At 60.2% G+C, this 19,489-nt stretch carries 19 protein-coding genes; 6 read left to right on the forward strand and 13 right to left on the reverse strand.

Features of this window, described 5'->3' with window-relative positions; genetic code table 11:
- Window positions 1-67: 67 nt before the first annotated feature.
- Together HALAL_RS0109375 and HALAL_RS0109380 are read right to left on the reverse strand one after the other, a co-directional pair.
- Window positions 68-1,525 (reverse strand): sensor histidine kinase, encoded by a 1,458-nt coding sequence (locus HALAL_RS0109375; protein ID WP_029767674.1) that lies wholly within the window; start codon window positions 1,523-1,525, stop codon window positions 68-70.
- Window positions 1,526-1,548: 23 nt separating this feature from the next.
- Window positions 1,549-2,256: a response regulator transcription factor gene (locus HALAL_RS0109380; protein WP_025273758.1), complete on the reverse strand. Its 708-nt coding sequence runs from the start codon at window positions 2,254-2,256 to the stop codon at window positions 1,549-1,551.
- 337 nt (window positions 2,257-2,593) lie between these two features.
- Here HALAL_RS0109380 and HALAL_RS0109385 point away from each other — a divergent pair, with 337 nt between their 5' ends.
- The gene (locus tag HALAL_RS0109385; protein WP_025273759.1) at window positions 2,594-2,950 is read left to right on the forward strand and encodes an STAS domain-containing protein; all 357 of its coding nucleotides are present in this window, start codon (window positions 2,594-2,596) and stop codon (window positions 2,948-2,950) included.
- A 397-nt stretch (window positions 2,951-3,347) separates the two neighbouring features.
- Here HALAL_RS0109385 and HALAL_RS18610 read toward each other — a convergent pair whose 3' ends face one another.
- A complete protein-coding gene (locus HALAL_RS18610) occupies window positions 3,348-3,509 on the reverse strand; it encodes a hypothetical protein (protein ID WP_156937688.1) in 162 nt (53 codons plus the stop codon).
- Window positions 3,510-3,730: 221 nt separating this feature from the next.
- Between HALAL_RS18610 and HALAL_RS0109390 the strand changes: the two genes are divergently transcribed.
- Window positions 3,731-7,408 carry a multifunctional oxoglutarate decarboxylase/oxoglutarate dehydrogenase thiamine pyrophosphate-binding subunit/dihydrolipoyllysine-residue succinyltransferase subunit gene (locus HALAL_RS0109390; RefSeq protein ID WP_084472088.1) on the forward strand — a complete coding sequence of 1,226 codons (3,678 nt, stop codon included), beginning with the start codon at window positions 3,731-3,733 and terminating at the stop codon, window positions 7,406-7,408.
- Between the two features lie 181 nt (window positions 7,409-7,589).
- Entirely contained in the window at window positions 7,590-8,387 is a 798-nt protein-coding gene (locus HALAL_RS17590) for a hypothetical protein (RefSeq protein WP_025273761.1), read from the forward strand.
- A 131-nt stretch (window positions 8,388-8,518) separates the two neighbouring features.
- Here the strand turns inward: HALAL_RS17590 and HALAL_RS0109400 are convergent, their stop codons facing one another.
- Window positions 8,519-9,055: a hypothetical protein gene (locus tag HALAL_RS0109400; RefSeq protein WP_025273762.1), complete on the reverse strand. Its 537-nt coding sequence runs from the start codon at window positions 9,053-9,055 to the stop codon at window positions 8,519-8,521.
- A 209-nt stretch (window positions 9,056-9,264) separates the two neighbouring features.
- Window positions 9,265-10,230, reverse strand: coding sequence for a zinc-binding dehydrogenase (locus HALAL_RS0109405; protein ID WP_025273763.1), 966 nt, complete (start codon window positions 10,228-10,230; stop codon window positions 9,265-9,267).
- A 266-nt stretch (window positions 10,231-10,496) separates the two neighbouring features.
- On the opposite strand from HALAL_RS0109405, the gene sodN reads away from it, so the two are divergent.
- Together sodN and HALAL_RS0109415 are read left to right on the forward strand one after the other, a co-directional pair.
- The gene (gene sodN, locus HALAL_RS0109410) at window positions 10,497-10,904 is read left to right on the forward strand and encodes a superoxide dismutase, Ni (RefSeq protein ID WP_025273764.1); all 408 of its coding nucleotides are present in this window, start codon (window positions 10,497-10,499) and stop codon (window positions 10,902-10,904) included.
- 285 nt (window positions 10,905-11,189) lie between these two features.
- A complete protein-coding gene (locus HALAL_RS0109415) occupies window positions 11,190-11,588 on the forward strand; it encodes an ATP-binding protein (RefSeq protein ID WP_025273765.1) in 399 nt (132 codons plus the stop codon).
- Between the two features lie 127 nt (window positions 11,589-11,715).
- Here the strand turns inward: HALAL_RS0109415 and HALAL_RS0109420 are convergent, their stop codons facing one another.
- The gene (locus HALAL_RS0109420; protein WP_025273766.1) at window positions 11,716-11,970 is read right to left on the reverse strand and encodes a WhiB family transcriptional regulator; all 255 of its coding nucleotides are present in this window, start codon (window positions 11,968-11,970) and stop codon (window positions 11,716-11,718) included.
- Window positions 11,971-13,035: 1,065 nt separating this feature from the next.
- The gene (locus HALAL_RS0109425) at window positions 13,036-13,971 is read right to left on the reverse strand and encodes a diacylglycerol/lipid kinase family protein (RefSeq protein ID WP_025273767.1); all 936 of its coding nucleotides are present in this window, start codon (window positions 13,969-13,971) and stop codon (window positions 13,036-13,038) included.
- 181 nt (window positions 13,972-14,152) lie between these two features.
- On the opposite strand from HALAL_RS0109425, the gene HALAL_RS0109430 reads away from it, so the two are divergent.
- On the forward strand, window positions 14,153-14,587 hold the full coding sequence (locus HALAL_RS0109430; RefSeq protein ID WP_156937689.1) for a hypothetical protein: 435 nt from the start codon (window positions 14,153-14,155) through the stop codon (window positions 14,585-14,587).
- Window positions 14,588-14,611: 24 nt separating this feature from the next.
- Here the strand turns inward: HALAL_RS0109430 and HALAL_RS0109435 are convergent, their stop codons facing one another.
- From HALAL_RS0109435 to HALAL_RS0109455, 6 genes are all read right to left on the reverse strand, one after another.
- On the reverse strand, window positions 14,612-15,295 hold the full coding sequence (locus HALAL_RS0109435; RefSeq protein WP_169732430.1) for a sirohydrochlorin chelatase: 684 nt from the start codon (window positions 15,293-15,295) through the stop codon (window positions 14,612-14,614).
- Window positions 15,295-15,996 carry a phosphoadenylyl-sulfate reductase gene (locus tag HALAL_RS0109440; protein ID WP_025273770.1) on the reverse strand — a complete coding sequence of 234 codons (702 nt, stop codon included), beginning with the start codon at window positions 15,994-15,996 and terminating at the stop codon, window positions 15,295-15,297. Before HALAL_RS0109440 ends, HALAL_RS0109435 begins: the two co-directional genes overlap by 1 nt.
- 108 nt (window positions 15,997-16,104) lie before the next feature.
- Entirely contained in the window at window positions 16,105-16,284 is a 180-nt protein-coding gene (locus HALAL_RS0109445; RefSeq protein ID WP_025273771.1) for a hypothetical protein, read from the reverse strand.
- Complete coding sequence (locus HALAL_RS0109450) at window positions 16,281-17,996, reverse strand: nitrite/sulfite reductase (RefSeq protein WP_051462858.1); 1,716 nt, start codon at window positions 17,994-17,996, stop codon at window positions 16,281-16,283. Before HALAL_RS0109450 ends, HALAL_RS0109445 begins: the two co-directional genes overlap by 4 nt.
- A 57-nt stretch (window positions 17,997-18,053) precedes the next feature.
- A complete protein-coding gene (locus HALAL_RS19475; RefSeq protein WP_425402648.1) occupies window positions 18,054-18,155 on the reverse strand; it encodes a putative leader peptide in 102 nt (33 codons plus the stop codon).
- A 638-nt stretch (window positions 18,156-18,793) separates the two neighbouring features.
- A complete protein-coding gene (locus HALAL_RS0109455; protein WP_025273773.1) occupies window positions 18,794-19,465 on the reverse strand; it encodes a restriction endonuclease in 672 nt (223 codons plus the stop codon).
- Between the last annotated feature and the right edge of the window lie 24 nt (window positions 19,466-19,489).

Consider the following 19,489-nt stretch of genomic DNA (forward strand, 5'->3'; position numbering starts at 1 on the left):
AAAATCAATTTAATCGTCTTAGAGATGGCCTATTCGTGAGGAAGTATTTCCTTATCCGCATGTCGGACTACGAATCCGAGGAGTCCTCGCGGCGAGTGCGGCGTAGGATTACCGTAAACGTCGTTCCCTCTCCCGGGCGCGAATCCACGTCCACCTCACCCCGATGGGCCTGCACGATAGCGGCCACGATCGCCAGCCCCAAACCATGACCACCCGACTGCCCGGGAAGCGTAATCGGACCGGACGAACGATAAAAGCGTTCGAAAACGCGATCCCGGTCCTCCCGTTCCATACCGGGGCCGTTGTCGGCCACCTCAATGGCCACCGTGTCGTCCCTCAGCTCCAAACTCACCACCACGCGAGTACCGGGCGGGGTGTGCTGGACGGCATTGTTCAACAGATTGTCGAAGATCTGCCGAAGTCGCGAACGGTCCCCCGCCACCGTAATCTCCGAATCGGGACCCTCATAAACGAACTCACGGTCCGACCCCGACACCTGAGCGGCCGACACCGCGTCGCTCAACACTCCGGTGATCTCCACGGGCATGAGCTCAATGGGACGTTCCTGGTCAAGACGCGCCAACAGGAGCAGGTCGCTGACCAACAGCCCCATGCGCTTAGCGGCCTCTTCGATCTGTCCGACATAGTAGAGCCGATCGGACTCGGGCATCATCGGATTGGTGCGTACCAACTCCGCATAGCCTCGCACACTGGTCAGCGGCGTACGCAGTTCATGCGAGGCATCGGCGATGAATTCCCGCATGCGTTGCTCCGACCGCAGCGCGCGGTCTTCCGAGCGCTCGCGTCCCCGGATGGAGACTTCGATCTTTTTCAGCATGGAGTTGATGGCGACCCCGACACGTCCCATCTCGGTTTGCGGGTCTCGGTCGGGAATACGGCGGGAGTAGTCACCGGCCGCGATGATGGCGGCCGTGGTCTCAATGTGGCGCAGCGGAGACAGAGAGGCGCGCACCAGCCCGGCCCCGAGGGTGGCCAGCCCGGCCAGAACCCCGGTTCCCACCAAGATGATCACCCAGACCAGTCCGGCCACGGATTGGTCGAAATGTTCCAACTTATAGGCCATGACGTAGTGCGTGGGACCGTCACCACCCGTATCGGTCTCCGCGGTATCGACCGGCATTCCCATGACCCGCCACCGTACCGAGCCGTCTTCGGCGAGTGCGTTGAACGCCTCTCCGTCAGCGTCCACCAGATCGTCATAGGTGAACGACGGGGCGTTTTCGCGATTGTCGGGGCGAATGAACTGACTGCCCTCGGCATACTGCACGATGAAATAATATTGATTAGGGCGGATATTGCTTTCCGCCTGAGTGGACTGATCGATCTCTTCGAGTTTGAGCTGATCGAGGCGGTCTTCCAATTCGGCGTCGACGGTGGAGAGAAAGTAGGTGTGCAGCGCCACCAGGGCGGCGATCGAAATCAGAATCAACGCTCCGGCCACCAAGACCAGCACCGAGGCGGTCAGCCGGACGCGCAGCGGCGTCCGGTCCCACTTGGTGCCCACCGCCTCCTTCAACCGCCGCCACATCAGTTATTGGACTCCCGCAGCACGTAGCCGATCCCGCGCAGGGTTTGAATCAACTTCGGTTCCCGAGTGTCGACCTTGCGGCGAAGATAGGAAACGTACGACTCCACGATTCCATCGTCACCACGAAAGTCGTAGCGCCACACATGATCCAGGATCTGCGATTTCGAGAGAACCCGACCGGCATTGATCATGAAATACTGCAGGAGCTTGAACTCGGTGGGCGACAACTGGATCGCCTCGCCACCTCGCCAGACCTCGTGCGTCTCCTCATCCAGCTCCAGGTCGGCGTACTTCAACCGGGACGGACGCGGCAACGTCCCCTCGGCGCGCCGCAATACCGCGTGAATGCGCGCCACCACCTCTTCCAAGGCGAAGGGTTTGGTGACGTAGTCATCGCCACCTGCCGCCAGGCCACGAACCGTATCGGAGGTATCGTCACGCGCCGTCAGATACAACACGGGCGTGGCGTCGGAGCCCGAGCGCATCCGCTTAACGATCTCAAACCCGTCCACATCCGGCAGATTGATGTCCAACACCACCAGGTCCGGACGGATGCGCGCCAAGGTACGCAGAGCATCGGTACCGGTAGCGGCGGTCTCCACTCCGAAACCGGCATAGCGCAACGACGTCGCCAGGAGCTCGCGAATGTTCTCCTCGTCCTCCACGACAAGCAAAGTGGTCTCAGGTTTAGGTTGTTGTTCGGGCATGACACCTCCATGCGATGGGGATTTCGAGGATACGTCGCGGGTCGCCCCACGGCACATACCGGGTGTTATTTCGTCGGTCACGAGTACGTCCCGCTTCGAGTATGACGATGGCCTTGTGGGCGTCTGCGGTCGCCTGAGCCGATGTCACCACCATGCACTAGAATTCTTTGACGCCTTCCACACGGGGAGGGGCGGTGATTGTGCATGTTGTGCCGATGGCCCGATGTCGGATAGACTTTGATGGGCAAGTCAGCACTTAATGTGCATAGCCACTGACGACCCTGGGCCGAGGGAAGGCATTGGCCAGTGACAACTCTGTGATTGCAGGTGAGCCATAGTGACGCTCTCTATTGAGACCAACACTTCCAACGGTGGAGTGGTAACGGTAAAACTCGCGGGCGAGGTCGATTACGCCACGGCGCCGCAGATCCGTACCGCCATCACCGAATCCCTGGAAGCCGGGGAGGTAAGTGCTCTACAGGTCGATGTAGCCGAAGTAACAGTACTGGACTCGACCGGTATCGGCACGATAGTTGTGGCCTATCGCATCGCACGCGATATGGGCGTGACCTTGAGCGTGGTGAACCCAAACCGATTCATAACCAGACTCTTCACCGTCGTCGGCGCGGAAGAGCTCCTCGCCGAACCCACTGATACTTTTGGTGACCGCTCAGCCGATCCACAGCACGCTTGATTGGTGGGTGACCGCTCAGCCGCTCCACAGTACGTCGCCTAGCGGTATTCTCAGAACCCGACGTGCTGAAGCACGCCTGGAACCTGAGAACTCCACTATTCAACGCACTGTGAACCGACTGAGCTCCTTTCCAGCTCTACCGCCGCTGCACTCCGCGCTTGGCGCGTTGTTGGCGGCTCGCTTGTTGCGTGGCCTTGGGGTTGGTGGGGTGGGTGTGTTCATTTCAGGGGGCATAGCCGGATTTGTTGCCACGTAGAACTACTGTGCTTGTGTCGTGGAACACCGTAGGCCTTTCGTCAATCGGTCCTCCTGGAATGCTGTCGCAACCCTGGAGATTGTGATTGCCGGTTGTGCTGTTCATAGCCGTTGGTCATCCGGTATTAATATTGAAATTCAATTAGTAATGTATTTGAGGCGAGCTTGTGGAATTGCCGTCACGGTTTTGGTGGTGGGCAATTCCTAGAACGTCGATGCCGGGGGTGGTGGCGGTTTTACCGAATGCAGTAAGGGCGAAATGAAGCGGCAAGGTCGTCAAGCGTTGCAGTGATTTAGTCCGCATGGCTGCGGCCCATACTTCATAATTATCAAATTCCGCACTATCCTGGCAGTAAGAGGACTACTGTCTTCTCTCCATCAACCACCGCGAAAACGTCATTCGCAGCCGGTTTTGGAGCAACCGAAAATAGCGCACGCTACAGAGAAGGCGATGAAGCCGTGTCGAGTTCGACTCCGGGCAAACCGTTGACCGATTTTGGAGCCAACGAATGGCTCGTCAACGAAATGTACGAACGTTATCTAGAAGATCCACAGAATGTCAGCCCGCTATGGCGTGACTTCTTTGGGGAAGAGGGACCTGGCCCCTCAGAGGAGGACTCAGCCGACGCCGACAGTGATACGGATTCCGGCGCTCCCGTTAAATCTCAACCGACCCCCGAAACGAAACCCTCTCCCGTTTCCTCCTCGGGCGATTCCGCAGCCTCCGCACAGCCTCAGGCCGCCGCGTCCGAATCCTCCCCGAAAAAGACGACATCGCCTTCATCGACCCCGGTGAAAGCCAGCCCGACTGCGGAGACGAAAGAGAAAGACACCGCCGTGAGCGAAGCAGGAACCAAGACCCTCAAAGGTGTTGCCGCCAAGGTGGCCAAGAACATGGATGCCTCCTTGAGCATCCCCACCGCGACCAGCGTTCGCGCGGTTCCGGCCAAACTCCTGTTCGACAACCGGGTGGTCATTAACAACCACCTCAAGCGCTCGCGTGGGGGTAAGGTCTCCTTCACCCACCTCATCGGGTATGCGCTGGTGCGCGCCATCCAGACCCACCCCAGCATGAACAACTCCTATGCCGAATCGGACGACGGTAAGCCTCAGCTGGTGACTCCCGAGCACGTCAACCTGGGCTTGGCCATCGACCTGAACAAGCCCGACGGCAGCCGCACCCTGGTCGTTCCCTCGATCAAGGCGGCCGAGGAGATGGACTTCCGGCAGTTCTGGCAGGGTTATGAGGATTTGGTCCGCAAGGCCCGCAACAATAAACTGACCATGGAAGATCACGTGGGGGCGACGGCCACGCTGACCAACCCCGGCGGTATCGGCACCGTGCACTCGGTGCCTCGTCTCATGCAAGGTCAGGGCCTCATCGTGGGCGTCGGCGCGATGGAGACTCCCGCCGAGTTCGCCGGTGCGTCGGACGAAACGCTCGCCAAGGCCGCTATCTCGAAGATCATGACCGTCACCTCGACGTATGATCACCGCATCATTCAAGGTGCCGAGTCGGGAGAATTCCTGAAGACGGTCCACGAACTGCTCTTGGGCGACGAGTTCTGGGATTCGGTGTTCGAGTCCCTGCAGATTCCCTATGAGCCGGTGCGCTGGACACGCGACGTGTCCAAGACCCGCGAAGGCCAAATCGACAAGGCCAGCCGGGTTATCGAACTCATTCACGCCTATCGCGTTCGCGGTCACCTGATGGCCGACACGAACCCGCTCAGCTATGAGCGCCGTCAGCACCCTGACCTGGATATTCGCTCGCACGGTCTGACATTGTGGGACCTGGACCGGACCTTCGCGGTCGACGGTTTCGCGGGAGAGCAGCGTATGACCCTGCGCGACATTCTGGGGGTACTGCGCGACTCCTATTGTCGCCGCATCGGGGTCGAGTACATGCACATCCAGGACCCCGAAGAACGGGCCTGGCTGCAGGAACGCATTGAGATTCCCTTCGAGAAGCCCCGGGTCGAAGAGCAGAAACACATTCTCGGTCGTCTGAACGCCGCCGAAGCCTTCGAGACCTTCTTGCACACCAAGTTCGTCGGGCAGAAGCGTTTCAGCCTGGAAGGCGGGGAATCACTGATTCCGCTGCTGGACCAGGTACTGACCTCCGCGGCTTACGAGAAGCTCGATGAGGTCGTCATCGGCATGCCGCACCGTGGCCGCCTCAACGTACTGGCCAACATCGTCGGTAAGCGGCTTTCGAAGATCTTCACCGAGTTCGAGGGCCACATCGATCCGAAATCGATCGGCGGTTCGGGAGACGTCAAGTATCACCTGGGTATGACCGGGTCGTTCGAGACGCCGAAGGGCAATGCCGAGACCACCGTGTCGGTCACGGCCAACCCGAGCCACTTGGAAGCGGTCAACCCGGTGGCCGAGGGGATCGTACGGGCCAAGCAGGACCGTATCAACCTGGGTGAAGACGGGTTCACCGTCATGCCGCTATTGATTCACGGTGACGCCGCCTTCGCCGGTCAAGGTGTGGTGGCCGAGACGTTGAACCTCAGTCAGCTGCGGGGTTACCGCACGGGTGGAACGGTCCACGTGATCGTCAACAACCAGGTTGGTTTCACGACCGCCCCGGCGTATTCGCGTTCGACGCTGTACTGCACCGATGTGGCGCGTATGGTGCAGGCTCCGATCTTCCACGTGAACGGGGACGACCCGGAAGCGGTGTGCGAAGTCGCGAAGCTGGCCTTCGCCTACCGGCAGCAGTTCCACAAGGACGTCGTCATCGACATGATCTGCTACCGGCGTCGTGGTCACAACGAGGGTGACGACCCGAAGATGACCAACCCCGAGATGTACAACGTCATCGACTCCAAGCGTTCGGTCCGAAAGCTGTACACGCAGGACCTCATCGGTCGTGGCGACATCAGCATGGAGGACGCCGAGGAGGCCTTGGCCGACTATCAGAAGCAGCTGGAGCGGGTCTTCCGCGAAACGAAGGAAGCCCTGGGAGACAAGGCCGGTCCGACACCGTGGCACAACGAGCCGGAACCGCTCAGCTCCATTGACACGACGGTGGACGCCGGCACCATCGGCCTCATCGGTAAATCCCACGTCGCCCTGCCGGAAGGCTTCGTGCCGCACAAGGCGGTACGGAGGGTCCTGGAAAAGCGGGCCGAATCGGCCGTTTCCGGCGGAATCGACTGGGCGTTTTCCGAAATTCTCGCGTACGGATCCTTGTTGTTGGACGGCCGGGACGTGCGTCTCGCGGGGCAGGATTCGCGTCGCGGTACCTTCGTGCAACGTCATTCGGTCATCATCGACCAGGACGAGCAGGTCGAATACACGCCGCTGAGCAACCTGGCCGAGAACCAGGGGCGGTTCTTCGTTTACGATTCGCTGCTCAGCGAATTCGCCGCGATGGGCTTCGAATACGGATATTCGGTGGAGAACCCGGACGTTCTGGTCAGCTGGGAAGCACAGTTCGGTGACTTCGTCAACGGCTCGCAGACCGTCATCGACGAGTTCATCTCCAGTGGGGAAGCCAAGTGGGGACAGCCCACCGGCGTCGTTCTCCTGCTGCCGCACGGTCATGAAGGCGCCGGTCCCGACCACACGTCGGGGCGTATGGAGCGCTTCCTTCAGATGGCCGCCGACGATAACATGCGCATTGCCAATCTGACCACGCCGGCCAACTACTTCCACCTGTTGCGGCGTCAGGCCATGGACGAGGTCAAGAAGCCGCTGGTAGTGTTCACGCCCAAGTCGCTTCTGCGTCACAAGGGTGCCACTTCTGAGGTGGAGGAGTTCACCGACGGCGGCTACCAGCCGGTTCTGCGGGATCCGGGATTGGCCGACGGCACGGTAGACCCGACTCGAGTTAAGCGCGTCCTGTTGTGCTCGGGCAAGATCTATTACGATCTGCTGAAGGCCCGTGAGGAGCGTAACCGCTACGACATCGCCTTGGTGCGTTCGGAACAGCTGTACCCCTTGCCGGTGGAGGCGATTCGTTCGGCTCTCGGCGAGTTCACGAACGCCGAGGAGACCGCCTGGGTCCAGGAGGAACCGGCCAACCAGGGAGCCTGGTCCTATATCGCGCTCAATCTGCTGGAGAACATGGACGGAGTGCACCTGCGGCGCATCTCGCGGCCCGCGTCGGCGGCCCCGTCCACCGGTTCGCCCAAGGTGCACGAAGTAGAGCAGAAAGCACTGATCGACGTGGCGATTCCCAACTCCTAGGAGTCGCATCGACCACTGAACAACGGTGTCGGGGCCTGGTAGGCCTCGGCACCGTTGTTGTATCGTCGGCGGCTCTCGATCGGATTATGTGGCTGCGGCTCGCGATTGCGGTGCCGATATGCTAGTGGTGAATTCACGCTTGCCTGTTTAGAATCCAGATTTAAAGTTGAATCGAGGAAGAATGACCTACCCACCGAACGGCGGGGGATATCCACCACCCGGTTCCCAGGACCCCAATGCCCAATCTCCTCAATCTCCCGGCGGCGGCTTCCAGTACAATCCCAACGCTCAACCCGCGGGGGGACAGGGGCTGCCCCCGCAGCAACCACCCCCACAACAGCCGCCCCCGCAACAAGGCGGCTACGGACCTCCGCAGCAACCGCCCTACGGCGCGCCTCCTCCCGGTTACGGTGGTTATCCGCCACAACAGCCGCAGAAATCGAATACCGGTCTCATCATCGGTATGATCGCGCTGGTCGTAGTTCTGGCACTGGGTGGCGGTGTCGGCTATCTTTTGGTCAGCGACGACGGATCAGACTCCGACGATTCCGCTTCGGACTCCACCGACGGGGACAATACGAACGACGACGGTGACGACACCGACGATATCGACGACGGTGACGGATCGCCTGCGAAGACCGCGGAGGAGTTCGTCGAGGATTTCGTGTCCGGCCCGGTAGTAGGGATCATGTCGGGGGACCAAGGACAAATGTCGGCTTATACGGACGCCATTTGCTCCAGTGCGATGAGCGACCCGGACATGCAGATCGACGAGGACCCCACCGAGGACCTGGAGACGGAATCCTTTGACGTGACGTATAAGGTGCTGTCGGTTGAAGACGACGGCACGACCGGAACGGCAACGGTTGAGCTCACCCTCTCGATGGAGATGAATGGAACCGAATACGACCATCCGGTTGAGCTGACGATCGACCTCGCGCAGGACGACAATTCCTGGTGCGTGGAATACATTGAGTGATAAACGGGGAATCGGCGACTAATACGTGTTGTGGGGCGATCGAATGACCGCCCCACAACAGTCCGGGTGATTGAGGTCTTGATCGGCCAATACGGTGCTCACTTTCCTTGGCTGGTGCGTCACACGCGTTTTCAGGTCTGTTTATCCAGGCAGGATGACGGTGCCCAGCCGATGATCGTTCCGGAACGGACTCTGATCCATTCGTTGTCCAAAGTGAGACCCTTGCAGCTGAGTGCTTTGCCGCCTTCGGTGATATGGCAGGAGCCCTCCACCTCGGTTCCGGAATTGAGCCGCACGATCCGTTTGGAGCTGAAATCAGTATCGGTAAACACCGAAACACCGAACGCCGCGTTGACACGATAGGTACACCCGAGTTGGAGTTCCGCTGAAAGATCCTCGTTATAGATCGCGTGTTGCGCGCGGATCGTTCGTCGTTGACTCTGGGCGGTATCGTTATCGGCGCTGTAGGCCTCCGTTGCGACGGTCGTTTGGTCTCCGTGCCTTTCGTGGCTCTCTGTCGGTGGACTGGTCGAACCGCCTTCCTGTGCGAGTACTACGATCGTCAACACCGCAGCGGTAGCGACAGCCAAGCGCTTCACGAATTTTTGGTTTCCCACTGTCTTGGCACCCTTGGTCACTGAGTTTCCCAAGGTCTGCAACAGCTTCATCGTCGCCTCCTGAAGAGTGGAAACCGAGGAGGCCGGTCGCCGTATGGAGAGGTCGACGATACGACCGCGTCCTCGGTCTCGGTGTACTCTTTCAGGGTGAAGGCGATTCACGTGTGGCGCGGGGGAACGCGCCAAAAGTCGATGAAACGTCGTAATTACGACAGTGCGAATCGTGCATAGGACTTAAACGAGTCGAACACGTGTCTGCATCAGTCGTTCAGAATGGCGATCTTTCCAAACGCTTGTGTCGACGAGAGACGTTCAAAACCCTTGGCGGCCTCAGGAAGCGGGTAGGAGGCATCGATCACGGGACGGACTTCACGAGTGGAGCAGAAGGACATCACCTCGCGCAATTCCTCCATGGTCCCCATAGTGGAGCCCAGAATCTGCAGTTGCCGGAAGAAAACCTGCCGCATGTCGAGCTCTACATTCCATCCGGCGGTGGCACCGCAGGTAACCAGACGGCCGCCCGGACGTAGGGACTTCAACGAGTAGCCCACGGTTGACCCGCCGACCGAATCGATCACCGTGTCAACACGTTCCGGGAGACGCTCGCCCACTTTCGCGGGAACGACACCGAAAGCCTCGGCCGCCCGTTCCGCTCGCTCCGAACTGCGACTGGTGACATAGACACGCGCTCCCAGTGCGCGAGCCAGCTGCAGGGTCGCCGTCGACACTCCGCCTCCGGCTCCGTGGACGAGAACGGCGCTGTCGGCGGTCACATTGCCGCGGGTGGTCAGCATCCGCCAAGCGGTCAAATAAGTCGTCGGGAGGCAAGCGGCCTCCGCGAAGGACCATCCGTCCGGGACGGCGAGCAGATTGTCGGCGGGTGCCGCCACCGATTCGGCGATCGTGCCGGGATGCTGCTCGGACAGGAGCGTGCGTTTCGGGTCCAGGGTTTCATCGCCGTCGACCGGTGTGCCGATCACCGAATGGATCAAGACCCGGTTTCCGCTGTCGTCGAGACCGGCGGCGTCGGTGCCCAGCACCATGGGAGTCTGTTCGGACTTCAGCGCGACGCCCTGCAACGCCCACAGATCATGGCGATTCAGTGTGGCGGCCCGGACCTGGACACGTTTCCACTGCGGTGGTGCTTGCGGCGTGTCGAGCTCTCCGACGGTCAGAGCCTCAAGCGGCTGCTCGGGATTGACGGCATGTGCGTAGGCGGCGAGCATTAACGACCTCCCTTGGTGCGTTCCACTGTTCCAACTCCGAACTGTACGCCGGAAGCGGTATCGGTTACTTCCGGGTTCAGCGCGACGCGGGTGGCACGATTGCCACAATGTGGACCGATCGCGAATAGACATTCACTATGTGGACGTTTATCACGTTGTGATTGACGTCTGTCTCTCTCGCAGGGGCTTGGGATGACGCGGCGGCGTCTGCGCGGTATGGTCAATGTCGGAAACACAATTCGCTATTTTGAGAAGCGGGAGGGGCCATGTTCAAGCCTCTGATGAAGCGGCTAATTCCGAACGTTCACGTATCGGCGCACTGTGACCTGCCGTGTGGGGTCTACGACCCGGCACAGGCCCGTATTGAAGCCGAAAGCGTCAAAGCGATCTGCGACAAGTACCAGGCCAATGAGGACCCCGAGTTCCGGGCTCGCGCTCTCATGATCAAGGAGCAGCGCTCGAACCTGGTGAAAGAGCACCTGTGGGTACTGTGGACCGACTACTTCAAGCCACCTCACTTCGAGGCGTACCCGCAGCTGCACACCCTGGTCAACGAGGCCACCAAGCTGGCGGGAGCCGCGGGTACCAAGGGCCAGGCCGACCCGGATGTCGCCAACGAGCTTCTGGCCAAAATCGACGAGATCGCCAAAATCTTCTGGGAAACCAAGAAATAGTCGGTGAAACCACCGTTCCTGCCCGAACATCCGGGTTATGAACGGTAGTTCGCAGATACGAGCGGCAAAAGGTGGGTACGCGTTGCATGCGTGCCCACCTTTTGCGTGTCGACCACAGGATCGGACGTGCGTCGATTCTCGTCAGCGTGTGGAACGCACGGCCGCGGACCCGTGTCGCCGCCTGTGCGAGGAGTCAGCAACGTATGCGCTAGATTCCTTGTATGGCTTTCTTAGCCGAAATAAAATGTTGACATCAATGACGAGTATCGATCAGGAAAGGGGCCGATGTCTTACCACGAAGGACGAGACGATGTGGTCCTCCTCAGTATCCCGGCCCTCAGCGGATACTTCAGTGTCCTGCCGACCGCCGCGGCAGCCGTGGCCACCCGTTTGGGGTATTCGCTGCAAGAGATAGAGGATCTGCGAGCGGCGGTCAACACCGGCGCGCATCTCCTTTTCTCCGATGCTCGCGGTGAATCGGACTTGGAATGCCGGATGGACGTGACCGACGACCAACTGTGCATCACCATCAATGGAGCGCTGACACCTGTGGAATCAGGGTACGAGTGGAACATGTTGACCGCGCTCGCCGATGTCGTGGAGATCGGCCCGCAGCGCCTGACGATCAGGCACGGTCTGCCGGGCGGCGATATCGAGGCCGATACTCAGCGCCACGAGATTTGACCCGGGTTTCGGAGGTCGCCGATCAAAGCCGATTTAAGTGACATCGTGGGGGTCAAGGCATAAAAATGGTCGGCACATCCCACGACTGTGGATGTACCGACCAGATGCTCCCTGGATTGGGATCCGTTTAAACCTGCGCGGCGAGCGTCTGCAGGCTGCTGCGACGTTTCAATTCACGGCGCTCAACTTCGCTGAGGCCGCCCCATACGCCGGCGTCCTGACCGCTGGCGAGCGCCCACTGCAGGCACTGCTCCCGAACGGGGCACCGGTTGCACACGGCTTTGGCCTTCTCCACCTGTACCAGGGCCGGGCCGGTGTCTCCGATGGGGAAGAACAGTTCCGGGTCTTCATCGCGGCAAACGGCTTCGTGACGCCAATCCATTGGTTTCTCCTTGCTTGACTGTGGTGGTCGGGTTCCGTGTGTGTGGTGCCAATACCCGAAGCGACACGTGCTACGACCGTGGCATTGTCTCGTTGCCGGGCGTCGACCTGCGTCTGGACCGTGCGCGATTGCGACGGCATGCCGTGGCCGGTGGTGTCCCGCAACGGAACAAATGCGAGGATTCCTTGTGAAATACTTCACAAGGAAGGTGACAAGGGAGTGCGGACAAACCGGTCACTGCGAAAATCCAATCATTCACATATTGTGAGTGACATGCCGACGGATCTCACGCCGATCACGTTGGCGCTCAGGCTATTAGCCAATGAGCGTCGGTGACCGACAATGAGGCCGGCGATACAGTCTGTGTCATCCTTGTCGGACGCCTGATTCGAACTCGGTAGGGGGCCGCTGACATTCGCCTGAAGCGATATGACAAACTCCAATAGTAGTAATGACACACCGAAAACTGAATAGATGATTTGCATCACATACAGTATGACGGCGATGGGATCGTTGTCATATCGGTATCCGGGTAGCGAAAACCTCTCCTGTTCGTTCCCTCGTGTGGAGTCTCGGGCAGATTCGACATAAACGTCACCAGCGGTTAAAGCTAAGGTCCGTTGGCGAATGTGATGTCATAACCATGCTGATGACACGGCACGGGGGAGGCGACAGTCCATTAGTCGGCAGTCCTCCAACCGGTGAGATTCGACCGTACGTGACGCGAACATCATTGTGCGGTCAAAACGGGAACGTGTTCGTTCATCTCACGATCTCACCACTTGTCACTGAATGCTTTGTAATTGCTTCAGAACAAAATTGGCGGTACCCGAACTATAGGGCTTCCTTGTGCATCCATCACACACCATAATTCAATATTCTGTTTTTAAGTCTTAACGCCCCCGCAATTGGCGGCGTGTTCTACACTGCCTGTTCTGGCCGCAATTGTCAATAGGCCCTCTCAGGTTTTTCCGCCGCTCGGGCGGTAATCCCCGCCTTACACGAAGGCCACCATCTGAGCGGCAAACTAATGCATTACTTCCGTTCTACAGTTTTACCTGCAATTTAAGCGGCCACTCTGAGTGCCCGCGGCACGGAAGACAAGATCAGTTCCCGCCGTTCCCCAAGATAATCCCCATCGAGATGAAACGGTTGAGGTTGATCAGCTTGCAATTTGATCGATGACAAATCGTGATAAGTAACCGAATGTTTACCATCGGGAACCTCACGACCCGACAACAATCGGGCGGCCGTCTGGGCGGCTGTAGACATACCGAGTCTACGCAACAAGAGGGCATCAAGTCCAGTGTTAAACGAAGCGCGCGCGTTGAGATTTATCGGGATGCTTCCCACGTAGGTCCACGGCGCGCAATTCTGCACCACGACCATGCCAATCGACAGATCTTCCTCTCCATCGGCAAATGACACTCGAAGTGAATCGCCGTGCGTCCCATGCGTGTTGATTTCGGCCATAATCGCGCGCAGATAAAGTGCGGGGGAGGAGCTCTTTCCGCGTTTCCGATAGGATTCCACCCGCCGTATGACGGCGGCGTCCCAACCGAGACCGGCGGTGAAGGTGAACAGCCGACTTCGAGGCCCGTCGGTGACGCGGCCCAGGGAGACGTGCCGATGGTGTTTTTCGTCGAGACGATGGCCGATCGCCCATACCGCACGACGTGGATCGGTCGGGAGACCGAGCGAGCGCGCGAAGACGTTCGTAGAACCGCCGGGAAGCGGTCCCAACAACGGGGCCTCCTCAGCGGTGCGCGCCTCGGCGAGCATTCCGTTGATGACCTCATTGAGCGTGCCGTCTCCCGAAAGTGTCAGAATCACATCGACGGCCTCCTGCGTGGCCTTTGCCGCCAATTCCTCACCGTGTCCACGTGCTCGGGTGAAGAGGACTCGGAGCTCGACGAATTCCTCCAAAGCCCGCACCACCCGTTTGAGCCGACGGTGAGAGGTGGCGGTGGCTTTCGGATTCACAATCAGGAGGGCGCGCATACCGTAGACTCTAACGCTTTCCGGATGGTCACGGCGTCGAGAACGTCTCACTTTCGTGGTGTCGTTCTCTTTCCGCGTTTATATGCGTGTGCCGGTCATTCGAATACGTGTTTCGTTGAGGCGTGGTGTGGACGACACCGCGCCATGGGGAAAGACCCGCTCGGTCGGTTATTGTTGTCGGGTGAATGAGCCACCGACAGAATCGGACGGAACATCCGAGGTAAACCCGAGCCGTCCCGCCACGATTATCGCGGCGAGCGCCATGCTTGTCGCCATGGCACTTGGATTCGCCGGTCTGGCGATCTATGCCGTCTACGATGCCGTTCGAGGAACCTCGGACGGCCTGATGCCGATGCTCGGTCTCACGCTGGCGTACCTGGGCATGGCGGCCTTTTACGGCACCACCGGGCGGGCTCTGTGGCAACGAAGGAACGTCGTCTCCCGAGGTGTGTTCGGTGCCCTCGTTCTGGCTCCGGTCGGATATTTCATCCGGCAAGTCGGGCAGAACGATCTAGCGATCATGGTGTGGCTGGTGATGGTCTTGTTGCTGGTATCCCTCCTGGCGGCCCCCACTCGTGACGCGGTGGACTTCGAGAGGACCGCCGACGGACGGTGAGCGGAGGCCGAAGAGGGCCCCGACTTAGGGCACCGGCTCCAGGTGCGGCACTGTCGACCGCTCCAACAGCCGCAGTAGCTCGCGAGACGGGCCCAGCGGGTGCCCGAGGAAACACGCCCCGGCATCCCGGGCCTGTTCGGCGGCCAGATCGCACAGCAGACCGGGAGCGATGAAGTAGTGCAGCGCGCCGACACGTTCGGCACCGTCGCTACGCAGTTGCCGCACCGCTTCGTCGGGGCGGCGTCCCGGGCCCGTGGCGAACGCCTCCGACACGGGAACCTCCAGAAGGTTCCCCACCGTACGCGCCACTTCGGCGACATGAGCGCGGCCGTGTTCCATCGATGTACCGGCGGCCGACACGACGACCGCGTCCAGTGGTGGGAGCGCCCGGGTGAGCGAATGTGCCAGGCTCGTATCCCCGATGGCCGGGGCCAGTTCAACGGTTGTGTCAGGGTGTCGGTTTCGAACATCGGCGGCGACGGCGGGAAGGTCCACCGTCGAATGGTAGGCGTCGGTCAACAGCAACGGTACGAGCCGAAGCGTTCGGTGACCGCCTTCAAGCAGTTCATCGGCGATATCGCAGGGATGTGGAGCGTTGAACTCCAGGAAGCTGGGATGCATGCCCGCCGCCAAGGCGATATTGTGAACCACCGCCGCTGAGCGCGGGTCGCGACTGCCGTGTGCGACCAGGATCGTTGCCGTGCTCATCAGTGAATCCCGCATTCGGTCTTGTCGAAACCGGCCCATCGTCCTTCACGGCCGCCCGCGCGGGCGGTGCACGGCCAGCATCCCACCGATTCGAATCCCTCGGAGATCAGCGGATTGACCGGTATGTCGTGCCGGGCGATATAGGCGTCCACATCCTCCTGGGTCCACCGTGCGATCGGCGCGATCTTGGCCTTCTGACGCTTGAGATCGAATCCCACCACCGGTGTGTTCGCCCGGGTAGGGGATTCGTCGCGACGTAGTCCGGTCGCCCAGGCGTCGTAATCGCGCAGTGTGCGGTTGAGTGGGAGAACCTTACGCATCGCACAGCATTCATCGGGGGAACGGTCGAACAGTCGGGGACCGAACTCGCCGTCCTGGCCTCCGACGCTCTGTTCGGGTTCGATCGAGCGAACATTGACGTTCATGGTCTCGGCCACCAAATCACGTATGGCGAGAGTCTCGGGGAAGTGCAGGCCCGTGTCGAGAAAGACGACATCGATGCCGGGCGCCACCGAAGCGGCGAGGTGAACCATGACCGCGTCGGCGAATGACGAGGTCACACACAGGCGCTCACCGAATTCGGCGAGGCCCCATTCGAGTATGTCGGTGGCGGAGCGACCTTCGAGCCGCGTATTGGCCGTGGAGGTGAGATCGCGAAGTTCAAAGGGGTCACGTGCGGACTGTATTCCTGTCGAACTCATGTTTACTCCCAATGGGTATGTCTCGACCCGGACTGTCGGGCCGTGGAGTCGAATGGCCGGTAGGGCGGGGGAGCTGTTCGCGGCGATCGAGTGACCGCCGCGAACAGGCTAGTCGAACGGGGACGGGGTCTTCTGCGGAGCAGAGAGACCGTGGAATTTCACGGCGAAGACGCGGCTACAGCCGTGACAATGCCATCCGGCGGTGATTTCGTCGTTTGGATCGTCGTACGGGACCAGGTCGTCGTCGCCGCAGTAGGGGCAGAGATAGGGAACCACTCGACCGCTCATGTCAGATCGGCCTCCTCGGCACGGTGCACCCAGGCGGCAAAGGACTCGTTGCGTTCCCGCTGCGAGAGATAGCGTCGGGTGATCTTCTCTACGTAGTCGTCCAGATCGGCGGAGGCGACTTTAAGCCCGCGCGCTTTACGCCCCAAGGAGGCTTCCGAGGCGAGACCGCCGCCGAGATGTACCTGGAACCCTTCCACCTGTTCTCCGTCCACGTTAATCAATTGCCCCTTCAGACCGATGTCGGCCGTTTGGGTGCGGGCGCAGGCGTTGGGGCACCCGTTGACGTGAACCGAAATCGGCACGTCGAGTTCGGGGATGCGCTTTTCCAATTCGGATACCAGATCACGACCCCGGTCTTTCGTGTCCACGATGGCGAGCTTGCAGAACTCGATACCCGTGCACGCCATGGTGGAACGTCGCCACAGAGACGGGTTCGGCGACAGTCCGGCCGCCTCCAGATCCTGGACGGCCGAGTCGACGTCCTCTGGTTTAACGTCGAGAAGCAGAAGTTTCTGCATGGGAGTCGTGCGGATGCGATCGGAGCCGTACTTCTCGGCAACGTCGGCCAAACGATGCAGTAGGCTGCCCGAGACCCGGCCTACGACCGGTGCCATGCCGATGTAGAAGTTTCCATCGGCCTGTTTGTGTACTCCGATGTGGTCGAGTACCTGTTCGGGCGTATCGGGCTTATCCAGGTCGGGAAGTTTCCGGCCCAGATACTGTTCACTTTCCAGGACCGCTCGGAACTTCTCGGCCCCCCAGTCTTTCACCAGGAACTTCAGACGGGCGCGAGTACGCAGGCGTCGATATCCCCAGTCACGGAAAATCCGCACCACATTGACCCACACCTCCGCGATGTCGTCGGGAGCCACCCAAACGCCGAGGCGTTGCGCGAACATGGGGTTGGTGGACAGGCCGCCACCGACCCACAGGTCGAACCCGGGGCCGTGTTCCGGATGATGCGCGCCGAGAAGCGAGATGTCATTGGTTTCGTACGGGGTGTCGGGAAGCCAGGAGATGGCCGATTTGAACTTGCGGGGGAGATTCGACAGCGACGTGTCACCGACGAAGCGGCGGTAGATCTCATCGATCTGCCCGCTGGGGTCGACGACCTCGTCCTCGGCGACACCGGCGACCGGTGAGCCGAGGACCACGCGCGGGCAGTCTCCGCAGGCCTCCTGGCTGTCCAGTCCGACTTCTTCCATCCGACGCCAGATTTCGGGGACGTCCTCCACTCGAATCCAGTGGTACTGGACGTTTTGGCGGTCGGTGACGTCGGCGGTGTCCCGGGCGAACTCGGTGGAGATGTCGGCCAGCACCCGCAATTGCGCCAGGCTCAGGCGGCCGCCGTCCATGCGCACCCGCATCATGAAGTAGCGATCGTCGAGGTCCTCGTCGTCGAGGATGGCGGTCTTTCCTCCGGCGATCCCGGGGCGACGTTGAGTATACAGCCCCCACCAGCGGAAACGGCCTCGCAGATCGGCGGGGTCGATCGAATCGAATCCACCGTGAGCGTAAATGTTCTCGATACGGTCGCGAACGTTGAGCGGGTTGTCGTCCTTCTTCGACTGCTCGTTCTTATTCAGCGGCTCGCGGTGGCCGAGCGCCCATTGTCCTTCGCCGCGTTTACGACGGCGGGCGCGCGGAGCGCGGGCAGCGGTTTGATCGGAAGACACAGTGCGACACTCCTTGACAAAAATATTGAAAACCATAGAAGCAACCGGGGCGGATCGACGACCCCGGGCTCACAGAACTAGAGAAGCGAAGAATCAGCGCATTCGCCGCATGTCAGAGAAACATGCGGCGCTGAAGACACGACACAGGTCAACGTGGCGACGGGCCACCAGCCAAAGGTCGTGCGCGGAAGACATGCCGCCAAGTGTGCCACAACCCGAGCGAAGAGACGACCCCTATCCCGCTTGGTGGACGGTGACCGTTCAGCCGCTCCGCAGCACGTCGCCTAGCGGGGTTCTGAGAATCCCACTATTCGACGCACTGTGAACCGCCTGAACTCTTTAGGAGACACAGCCGGCTCTACCGCTTCTGCGCTTCGCTGGAAGCTCGCCAGTGTCGTAAAGGACCTGTGTGGTAGTCGAGTGCCCCTGAAGGTACAGTCGGCTCTACCGCCGCATACACACGCGCTACGTGCGTTGTTAGCGGCTCGACAGTTGGTATATCCGTGGGAACTGTGCGGTGGTTGAGCTCTTTAGGAGACACAGGCTGCTCTATCGCCGCGTCGTGCTTCGCACTTGCGGCTGACAATAAGAAGTACCTGGGCGGTTGGGCATTTTCATAGAGCACTGGCTGCCCCACCACTGCGTGCTGCTTGCAGTTTGCCAGGTGGGCGGTGTATTTCCCGATCCGTTTTGACAGCACAGATTGCGACACCGCTTCTGCAGTACGTTTGACGATTTTGAGTCGAGCGGTGGTAACCGGTTCCCGATGGACGGCCTGTAGTGGCTGTTGTGATGCGGTAAGGGGTGGGACGGCGGCGTTGTGCTTAAGCACTTCACCGCCGCTTGGGGCGTGACGGGTCTAATGCCGCCTGAGCACTGATTTCACGGGGAAGGCGTGGACGTAGGGCTGCCGGGGGACTGCCCGAGTCGAGCCATTCGGCCAATCGTTTCCGGTCGATGAGGGTGATTCCCAAATGACGGGCCAGCTTGTCGTTGCGAGGCCCGTGATTCATCCAGTGAAGATCGGCCGAGGTCAGCAGAACCGCGTGATCGCAGTTCCAGCGTGGTTTGGTTTCCCATCCGAGCGCTTTGAGGTGACGTTCGCCCATGCGTCGCATGGTGCCGTCGTTCTGCTTCGCTCGGACGATGATGCGTTTTCCGTCGGTCAGGGTGACGACGAAGTTGCATCCCAGGTCAGAGCCTTTGTGGCCAAATTTCTTGACCTGTTTGGCGTTGAGCCCGGTCAATAGCTGACCGATCGTCGCGTCGAACTTCTTGCTAGGCAGCTGATCAAGTTCCCGCATGATCTGCTCGTGGTGCCTGGCTTCGGGATCCATGGGTTGAGGAGGTTCGGTATGGAATAGAACCCAAGCACACAGGCTGGTTGCGGAGACGATGATCAGACCGGACAGGAACCAAACCCAGTTGTTGGCGATGAAATTGAGCGCAAAGTACCCCGCAATCAGGACGGCGGCCGGAATACCCAGCCGGACCAACCAAGACATATGCCACTCCCAGAACTTTCCATG

This window comes from Haloglycomyces albus DSM 45210 (assembly GCF_000527155.1).
In the GTDB taxonomy this organism is placed as follows: domain Bacteria; phylum Actinomycetota; class Actinomycetes; order Mycobacteriales; family Micromonosporaceae; genus Haloglycomyces; species Haloglycomyces albus.

What these genes read in the sequence shown, in the direction of transcription:
- HALAL_RS0109420 (WP_025273766.1), bottom strand. Translation starts at nt 11,970, where the DNA reads ATGGATTGGCGTCACGAAGCCGTTTGCCGCGATGAAGACCCGGAACTG.
- HALAL_RS0109390 (WP_084472088.1), top strand. Translation starts at nt 3,731, where the DNA reads ATGTACGAACGTTATCTAGAAGATCCACAGAATGTCAGCCCGCTATGG.
- HALAL_RS0109455 (WP_025273773.1), bottom strand. Translation starts at nt 19,465, where the DNA reads ATGTCTTGGTTGGTCCGGCTGGGTATTCCGGCCGCCGTCCTGATTGCG.
- HALAL_RS18610 (WP_156937688.1), bottom strand. Translation starts at nt 3,509, where the DNA reads ATGCGGACTAAATCACTGCAACGCTTGACGACCTTGCCGCTTCATTTC.
- HALAL_RS17590 (WP_025273761.1), top strand. Translation starts at nt 7,590, where the DNA reads ATGACCTACCCACCGAACGGCGGGGGATATCCACCACCCGGTTCCCAG.
- HALAL_RS0109415 (WP_025273765.1), top strand. Translation starts at nt 11,190, where the DNA reads ATGTCTTACCACGAAGGACGAGACGATGTGGTCCTCCTCAGTATCCCG.
- HALAL_RS0109380 (WP_025273758.1), bottom strand. Translation starts at nt 2,256, where the DNA reads ATGCCCGAACAACAACCTAAACCTGAGACCACTTTGCTTGTCGTGGAG.
- sodN (WP_025273764.1), top strand. Translation starts at nt 10,497, where the DNA reads ATGTTCAAGCCTCTGATGAAGCGGCTAATTCCGAACGTTCACGTATCG.
- HALAL_RS0109400 (WP_025273762.1), bottom strand. Translation starts at nt 9,055, where the DNA reads ATGAAGCTGTTGCAGACCTTGGGAAACTCAGTGACCAAGGGTGCCAAG.
- HALAL_RS0109405 (WP_025273763.1), bottom strand. Translation starts at nt 10,230, where the DNA reads ATGCTCGCCGCCTACGCACATGCCGTCAATCCCGAGCAGCCGCTTGAG.
- HALAL_RS19475 (WP_425402648.1), bottom strand. Translation starts at nt 18,155, where the DNA reads ATGTCTTCCGCGCACGACCTTTGGCTGGTGGCCCGTCGCCACGTTGAC.
- HALAL_RS0109435 (WP_169732430.1), bottom strand. Translation starts at nt 15,295, where the DNA reads ATGAGCACGGCAACGATCCTGGTCGCACACGGCAGTCGCGACCCGCGC.
- HALAL_RS0109440 (WP_025273770.1), bottom strand. Translation starts at nt 15,996, where the DNA reads ATGAGTTCGACAGGAATACAGTCCGCACGTGACCCCTTTGAACTTCGC.
- HALAL_RS0109425 (WP_025273767.1), bottom strand. Translation starts at nt 13,971, where the DNA reads ATGCGCGCCCTCCTGATTGTGAATCCGAAAGCCACCGCCACCTCTCAC.
- HALAL_RS0109445 (WP_025273771.1), bottom strand. Translation starts at nt 16,284, where the DNA reads ATGAGCGGTCGAGTGGTTCCCTATCTCTGCCCCTACTGCGGCGACGAC.
- HALAL_RS0109450 (WP_051462858.1), bottom strand. Translation starts at nt 17,996, where the DNA reads ATGGTTTTCAATATTTTTGTCAAGGAGTGTCGCACTGTGTCTTCCGAT.